At 55.9% G+C, this 7,258-nt stretch carries 8 protein-coding genes; 1 reads left to right on the top strand and 7 read right to left on the bottom strand.

Going from position 1 to position 7,258, the window contains the following annotated elements:
• Positions 1-69: 69 nt before the first annotated feature.
• Entirely contained in the window at positions 70-732 is a 663-nt protein-coding gene (locus BTW08_RS14530) for a fumarylacetoacetate hydrolase family protein (protein ID WP_075563248.1), read from the bottom strand.
• Positions 733-902: 170 nt separating this feature from the next.
• Entirely contained in the window at positions 903-1,853 is a 951-nt protein-coding gene (gene thpD, locus BTW08_RS14525) for an ectoine hydroxylase (protein WP_075563247.1), read from the bottom strand.
• 387 nt (positions 1,854-2,240) lie between these two features.
• Here thpD and BTW08_RS14520 point away from each other — a divergent pair, with 387 nt between their 5' ends.
• Positions 2,241-2,447 (top strand): hypothetical protein, encoded by a 207-nt coding sequence (locus BTW08_RS14520; protein ID WP_075563246.1) that lies wholly within the window; start codon positions 2,241-2,243, stop codon positions 2,445-2,447.
• A 78-nt stretch (positions 2,448-2,525) separates the two neighbouring features.
• On the opposite strand, the gene BTW08_RS14515 is transcribed toward BTW08_RS14520, so the two are convergent.
• From BTW08_RS14515 to BTW08_RS19020, 5 genes are all read right to left on the bottom strand, one after another.
• Positions 2,526-2,843, bottom strand: coding sequence for a hypothetical protein (locus BTW08_RS14515; protein WP_075563245.1), 318 nt, complete (start codon positions 2,841-2,843; stop codon positions 2,526-2,528).
• Between the two features lie 178 nt (positions 2,844-3,021).
• Positions 3,022-3,558 carry an HPP family protein gene (locus BTW08_RS14510; RefSeq protein WP_075563244.1) on the bottom strand — a complete coding sequence of 179 codons (537 nt, stop codon included), beginning with the start codon at positions 3,556-3,558 and terminating at the stop codon, positions 3,022-3,024.
• A gap of 155 nt (positions 3,559-3,713) precedes the next feature.
• Positions 3,714-5,027, bottom strand: coding sequence for an ergothioneine biosynthesis protein EgtB (egtB, locus tag BTW08_RS14505; RefSeq protein ID WP_210403255.1), 1,314 nt, complete (start codon positions 5,025-5,027; stop codon positions 3,714-3,716).
• A 480-nt stretch (positions 5,028-5,507) separates the two neighbouring features.
• Positions 5,508-6,443, bottom strand: coding sequence for a hypothetical protein (locus BTW08_RS19025; protein ID WP_139313671.1), 936 nt, complete (start codon positions 6,441-6,443; stop codon positions 5,508-5,510).
• Positions 6,444-6,901: 458 nt separating this feature from the next.
• Entirely contained in the window at positions 6,902-7,180 is a 279-nt protein-coding gene (locus BTW08_RS19020) for a hypothetical protein (protein ID WP_139313670.1), read from the bottom strand.
• Positions 7,181-7,258 lie beyond the last annotated feature (78 nt).

Raw genomic sequence — 7,258 nt, 5'->3', positions numbered from 1 at the left:
GCTCGTAGCTCGTAGCTCGTAGCTCGTAGCTCGTAGCTCGTAGCTCGTAGCTCGTAGCTCGTAGTGGCCTTATCGCGTGCGCGTGCCCACATCCAGCCCCAGCGACAGCGACAGCCCGAGAACGGCGTCGCGGGGAAGCTGGCCGACGCCGGAAGGCGTGCCGGTCAGGATCACGTCACCCGGTTCGAGGGTGAAGGTGCGGGTCATCTCCTCGAGCAGCGCCGGCAGGCCGAACAGCATGTCGCTGGTCTGGCCGCTCTGCTGGCGCTGGCCGTTGATATCGAGATGGAAAGTCACCGCTTCCCAGTCGACATCCCCTTCCACCGGCACGAAGCGTGACAGCGGGCAGGCGCCGTCGAACGCCTTGGCCCGCTCCCACGGATGGCCTTTCTCCTTGAGCGCGGACTGCACGTCGCGCAGGGTCAGATCCAGCGCCAACCCCGCGCCGATCACGCCGCTCATCGCGTCTTCCGCGCTGACCTGGCTCATGCGCTTGCCGATCAACAGCGCCAGCTCCGTCTCGAAGTGCACGTCGCCATGGCTGAATTGGCGTTCGATCGGGTCTTCGAGCTCGACCGCGCTGGTCGACGGCTTGATGAACAGGATCGGCGACGTCGGCACCGGATTGTTGAGTTCCTTGGCATGTTCGGCGTAGTTACGCCCCACGCAGAGAATCTTGCCCAGCGGCAGGCCGGTCTCGAGACCGTCGGTAAATCGGGTGATGAAAGGCATGGCGAGCTCCAGGGCAAAGGCGATGACCGTAAACGAAAGAAGCCGCCGCTGGCGGCGACTCAGCGAGTCTACCTCCAACGGCGGCTTATGGCATCAGCCCGACCTGCCGCGAATCATTACCTCTCGAAAGCGGTTCGCGGCGAGATCACTGTAGCCCTCGCACTGTTGTCTTAGTGCGTGTCCTGCTGCGGCGTCCACACTTCGTCCGGCTGGTGAGCCAGGAACGAGGGCCGCTCCTTCTTGGCGCCGAACGGTTGCACGCAGGCGTTGTCGCGACGGTTGTAGACGAAAAACGCGTTGCTGCGCGGATCCGGCGACATGTTGGCGTTGGAACCATGCAGCGTGTTGCAGTCGAACATCAACAGCCCGCCAGCGGCGCCAGTGGGCGCTTCGATACCGCGCTGCTCGATCAACTCACGTAGCGCGTCGTTGCTCGGCACGCCGAGTTCCTGCTGCTTCAACGACTGCTTGTGGTTGTCGTCCGGCGTTTCGCCCAGGCAGTGCACGAATACCTTGTGCGAACCGGGGATCAGCATCAGCGGACCGTTGAAATGATGGTTGTCCGTCAACACGATGGAAGCGCTGACGGCGTGCATCCCCGGCATGCCATCTTCGGCGTGCCAGGTTTCGAAGTCCGAGTGCCAGTTGAAGCCCTTGCCGTGGAAGCCGGGCTTGTAGTTGATCCGCGACTGATGCACGTAGACATCGCCACCGACGATCTGGCGGGCACGGCCGACCATTCGCGCATCGTTCGCCAGCTCGGCGAAGCGCTGCGACAGATGATGAATGGCGAACAGCGAACGGATTTCATGGCTGCGCGGTTCGGTGATCGAGAAATCGCGATCACGAAAGTCGTCCCGGTCGAGCATGACGGCCAGTTCGGCGCACAGCTCGTCGAGTTCTGCCTGACCCAGGAAATTGGGTTCGAAAAGAAATCCATCGCGTTGGAAACGATTCAGTTGCTCGTCGTTCAGCGGGCCATCGAGATGGCGGCCCTTGACGACGTCCTCCTGCCGTTGTTGCCAGAGCGCGTCCTGCGGCTGGCGCAAACGAGTCGGGTAGCGATCCTGCTCCGTCCACGTGGAATTCTGGGTTTTGGGGGATGCGGTCTGTACTGACATCCAATCACCTCCGAGTTTGTGATCAGGTTTCAGATCCAGTCCTAGGTGCGGTGCACCATGGGATAACGCTAGGCGCTAAACTTGATTAGGAAAGGGTCAATAAATCCTCAGCTGTTTTTCAGTGGGATACTCATCCTAGAAAAGAGTACGGGAATTTCAATACTCCGACAGTCGGAGCCGATGGCTCTCGTCTAGTGCATCCACGGTGCCAGCCGGCGTTCGCAGTCACGATAACTTATGTCAATTCCGGCCAAATGAGCGTCAGATCGGCTCAGATCAGGACACGCGAACGCCATCGTCCGTTCATCACCACGTCATACCGTCGCGCCAGACTATCGCCCACGAAACGACGATGCTCAAAACCTTCACCCTCTCCAGAGGTGCGTCATGATTCGCGTCACGCTCGATCTCACCTGCTCGATCTGCGACCACGACCAGTTCTTTCTCCCGATACGCGCCGAGGAGAGACAACAGGTGCGATGCGCCAACTGTGCCGCATTCAAGTGCTATTCCGCGGATCTGGAAAAAGCGATGATCGCCCTGTCTCGCGACCGGAAACGTCGTTGCGGACACGGGCACGCCAACGCCGCGTGATGGCCCGCGCGACGGTTTGAGGGTCAAGTTCAGGCGGGTGACACCCAAGACAGGCCGAGGCGGTTCACCGCACGGCGATCAATCCCGAGCCGAGGACCGGTGCCCCGCTTCACCGGAAGTGTCGTCTCGGGGCTGGCGGGATCCCGGCATTTGCCGGGCCGTGGGTTCCCAATCGCGGTAGGGCCGCATCGGCTTGACCACCGAGTCGCGATAGAAAGAGACGAAGGGCTCCACGATCAGCGGTGAATGCGCTTTCGGTACATCGCCGAACTCGCAGCGGAAATTGGCGCAACCCGTGGTCGACTCGGCGCCCGTCTCGCTAGCCCAGGCAATTCCCCAGCCCGTGCCCCCGCTCATCATCCAGCCCACGATCAGGCAACATCCGAGGGTTTTCATGGCATCCCCATCCCGTTGATCCGCCGACGTGGATTCGCCAGTCTTGCCGGAAGCACGACGAAAACCCCGAGTGTAGGGAGAGCCAGCGGCCGCTGCCGCCTGAAAGGTGTAGTACCCGGAACGCGAGAAGGGTGAGAAATCGAAGCCGCCGCTGCGGCAATTGCGCGAACCGCGCGCCCTACCACCAGTGCAGCGGATAGCGGCGATGCCGTGCCAGATTATTGATCAACACCGCAATCAGCAGCATCAGCAGACAGCCGGTCGCGACCGGAAAGAACGCGTAGGACCAGCCCAGCGTATGGAGTTCCCCGGAACCGATCACCGCGATCAGCGCCGTCGCCCCACCCGGCGGATGCAGCGTATGGGTCAGCTGCATGAGCAGGATCGAGGTCGACACTGCCACCGCCGCCGCGACCCAGCTATCACCGAGCAGCTTCCAGACCAGCACGCCGCACAGCGCCGAGAGCACATTGCCGAACAGCACGTTACGCGGCTGGGCCAGCGGGCTTTCCGGCGCGGCATACAGCAGCACTGAGGTCGCCCCGAAAGAGCCGACCATCAGAAGCGAATGGGTTTGAAGCGACTGAGCGCTCACCCAACCGACGCCTGCCATGCCCAGAAACGCCCCCAGCCACGACCAGATGGCATCGCGCCAATCCGGTGCCTTCCGGTTCGGTGGCGAGCCCTTCATCTTGCCGAGATATCGTTTGACCATCGTGACGCTGGGACCAGTAAAAAAAGGAGCGCTATAGTGCCACTCGTCACCGGTTCCGCCAAATGGCGTCTAACGTCTACCGACCGCTAATTCTGACAACGCCTCTGTGCTAATCCCGCCCCTATTCTGATCCCACCGCTATTCCGACACCGCCTCTATTCTGACGTCGGGAGATCCCTGGCCAGGCGGAAACCGGAAAAAGCCCAACGGGCATGCGGGGGGAAGAAGTTTCGATAAGTGGGACGAATATGGTCTTCCGGCGTTACGCAACAGCCGCCACGAAGAATCATCTGCCCGGACATGAATTTGCCGTTGTACTCGCCAAGGCTCCCTGGCAACTTCTTGAACCCTGGATAAGGCCGATAGGCGCTGCCGGTCCATTCCCAGACATCGCCGAACATCTGTCCCGACATTTCCTCCGGCGATGCAGCGGCAACCGGCTGCAAATGGTCCTGCTCGATGAAATTACCCTGCATGGGGACATCACGCGCGACCGTTTCCCACTCGGCTTCGGTCGGCAGCCGGGCGCCGGCCCACTGGGCATAGGCGTCCGCCTCGAAGAAGCTGACGTGACAGACCGGCGCATTGAGATCGACCGGCACCAGGCCGCCGAGGGTGAAGTGATGCCAGGCGCCATCGCGTTCGACCCAATAGAGCGGTGACTTCCAGCCTTCGGCTTTGACCGTGGCCCATCCGTCCGCCAGCCAGGCATCGGGCTTGTCGTATCCTCCCGCCTGCATGAACTCGAGAAACTCGCCATTGGTGACCGGGCGGTCGGCGATCTGGAAGGCTTCGACGAACTGACGGTGCCGGCCCATCTCGTTGTCGTAGGCAAAACCCTCCTCGGCTTCGTCATGGCCGATGAGCCGAATCCCGGCGGGATAGCCATGCCATCGAAGCTCGCCGGTCTCGTGTGCGGGGGCCGGTGCCAAGTCGTTTCGGTAGACGGCGCCGAGCGGGTTCTGGGCCAGAATATGCTTGATATCCATGAACAGCAGCTCCTGGTGCTGCTGCTCGTGAGGTAGCCCCAATTCGACACGCCGGAGGATCTCCTCGACATGGGCTTGCGGGGGTTCCTCGAGGAGTTCCTGCATCGCCCGGTCGATATGAGCCCGGTAGCGATAGACGTCGTCGACGGTCGGCCGGGAAATCATGCCGCGGTCGGCGCGCGGAAACGGCACACCGTGCGTCTCGTAATAGGAGTTGAAGAGGTAGTCGTACGCGGGATCGAGGGTCTGATAAGCGGGGTGAAAAGGCTTGAGGATAAAGGCTTCGAAGAACCAGCTGACATGAGCGAGATGCCACTTGGGCGGGCTGACGTCCGGCATGCTCTGCACGATGTAGTCTTCCTTGTGCAGCGGCGCGCAGATCGCTTCGGTGGCGGCTCGAACACGCTGATAACGACGCAACCATTCCTTGGCATGGAACGTGTCGGACGTCTCCCTCATCATTTCCTGGCCCTGTGGCATCGAATTCCCTCCCAAACGGCTCCATGGATTTCTGTCGAGCGAACGCTCGGCAACGACCATCACGGCCCTCGCCCGCTCGCCCAACAGCACCTTAACGATAGCCCCGGAATCAGAGGACGTCATCGTCACCAAGGCAACGATGCGTAAGTCAAACGACGGCAGGCGGTATCGACGGCTACAGCTAACGCCGGTTGAGGCGTTTCCTCTGAATATCGAAGACCACAGCGCTACGCCAATTCAGGGTCTCAGCCACAAAAAAACCGCCGGATTCGGCGGTTTGGAATACCTTGGTTCACCCAAAATCATCACCGATGGCTCGGTGGCGGGAGGTGAATCGACCATCGGTCTACGCATTACGAATTCGTCCCGGCATAGGTCACTGGCCACCTTTTCCCGTAAAACAGCCAGTTACGGGGCCCAAACTGTCAACGCACGTCTATAAGCGTCAACGCAGCTGACAGTTGGTTGACACGGAACACCTCAGAACATTAGAAGAGCGTCTAAATCAGAAATATGTTTATAATCTAGAAGGGCAGTACTATAAATCTCAGTTTCATATAGCTTCCCAATCTTGAATTTTATATCATGCTCAGTCAAATACTTTGCAATTGTATTGCTTTCACTTAATGAAAGCGGCCTGACAATCAACTCTTTTCCGTCTGTAAAAAACTGATCGTTACACAATACAGAATCAAACTTTTTAAAGCCCGCACTTTCCATGAATTTTATGAATTGACCAGCTGTTTTAACCGCCCGGTTTCTTGAAGACCTATCCACCCCGAAATTAAAGTTATTTACAACTTCTTCAATGCTATCAATTTTAGAAACCAAAGCTTCTAATAACCCACCCACTCCTTCAGGAAGATCTATCTTCTGAATCTTATCTTTAAACGCATTTTGTACCATATCACCTTGCAGCGCATTGAATATAGGGTGATACTTATTTGAGTTTAAAGCCTCCTCATCACCCAGCACTACATTTAACTGATCCCTCAACTCGATAACCCCCATCATATCATCAGAGTAATATATTGTTCTGAGATCCCTGGTGTCGAAAGGAAGCTCAGTTCCATTTTCAGCAATCAATATCACTGGCTTGGACGTTGAATGCCTCACACCTAATTCGTACATTACGTTAGCATTCAAATCTGTCAAGTTTACTATAACTAAATCATCATCTACTAGATGCGATATGATTCTCCCCGATATAGAACCTTGATTATTGTCTTTATGTGACGCTTCGCACGAATAGCCATGCCTCTCAAGCACTGGTTCCAGGGCACTTGCAATCAAGCCATCAGTTGCTCTTCTTGTTTTAGAATTACCACCCCCTATTGGAGTTACAATAAATGCGGACTTTTGTTGACCTTCTCCACTGCTTTCACTGTTAGTTTTCTTCCTTTGAGTCATATTCAACTTCGCTCCCTTGAGTATCTTCCAGACTTTTCATAATATTATTTAAAGCGTTTGACGACCTGCATTGGCCTAACTTTACGAGACTCTTATCAGTTTCAAAGACTATAAAATCAACCTCTAAATTCTGTAAAGGCCGCCTAAGAGACTTAGTACAGACCTGCTCCTTAAAAGCCTGAGGACAAACACTAATAAGCTTATTCAAGCAAACTTTATAGCATCTTGAGAAAATTGCATTCTGACAAATGTGCAAAGTTTCGCTAAAATCGCTTATCTCCCCAGCTGCCATATCGTCCACAAATTTCTCAGCCCAGCTTACTCTCAGTCCATTTTGAGGAAAAACCACGCACTCACTTCCCATTTCTATGCTCTAGCAAGAGCCAAAGAAACCGGGTCTTGAGCGGCCTTTACTTTTCTTGTCGCTATGTTTTCATAACTATCATCGTCAACCGGCTTCTTTTCTACATCGTTTCCACGCTATAAGATATTTTCTCGAACTGCTTATCTGCTATTTTCCTCAGCTCTTTATAAATTTGCTCCGCTCCTAGTCTCATAATATATAACATGACTATCATGGCACCTAAAAAAGCAACAAACATTCCTATAATGCCGAATATTGCTTTGAGTAGTAAATTCTTCAAATCACTTGTTCCCTTGGTCGGATCTATCTTTTCTTTCGATGCTAGACCCTTGGGATTTTTGAGCGTCTGACGCGCTCTTTCCCTTTTCCCACCCAACACAATTTCTTGTTCCCAGGTACCAGCGATCCCTTATTCACTTTGCGATCCTGTATCCGTTCCGATCGGCTTAAGCCGACC

The sequence above is a fragment of the Salinicola sp. MH3R3-1 genome, assembly GCF_001937155.1.
Classification (GTDB): Bacteria; Pseudomonadota; Gammaproteobacteria; order Pseudomonadales; family Halomonadaceae; genus Salinicola; species Salinicola halophyticus.
This window is presented reverse-complemented; position numbering and strand designations above follow the sequence as displayed.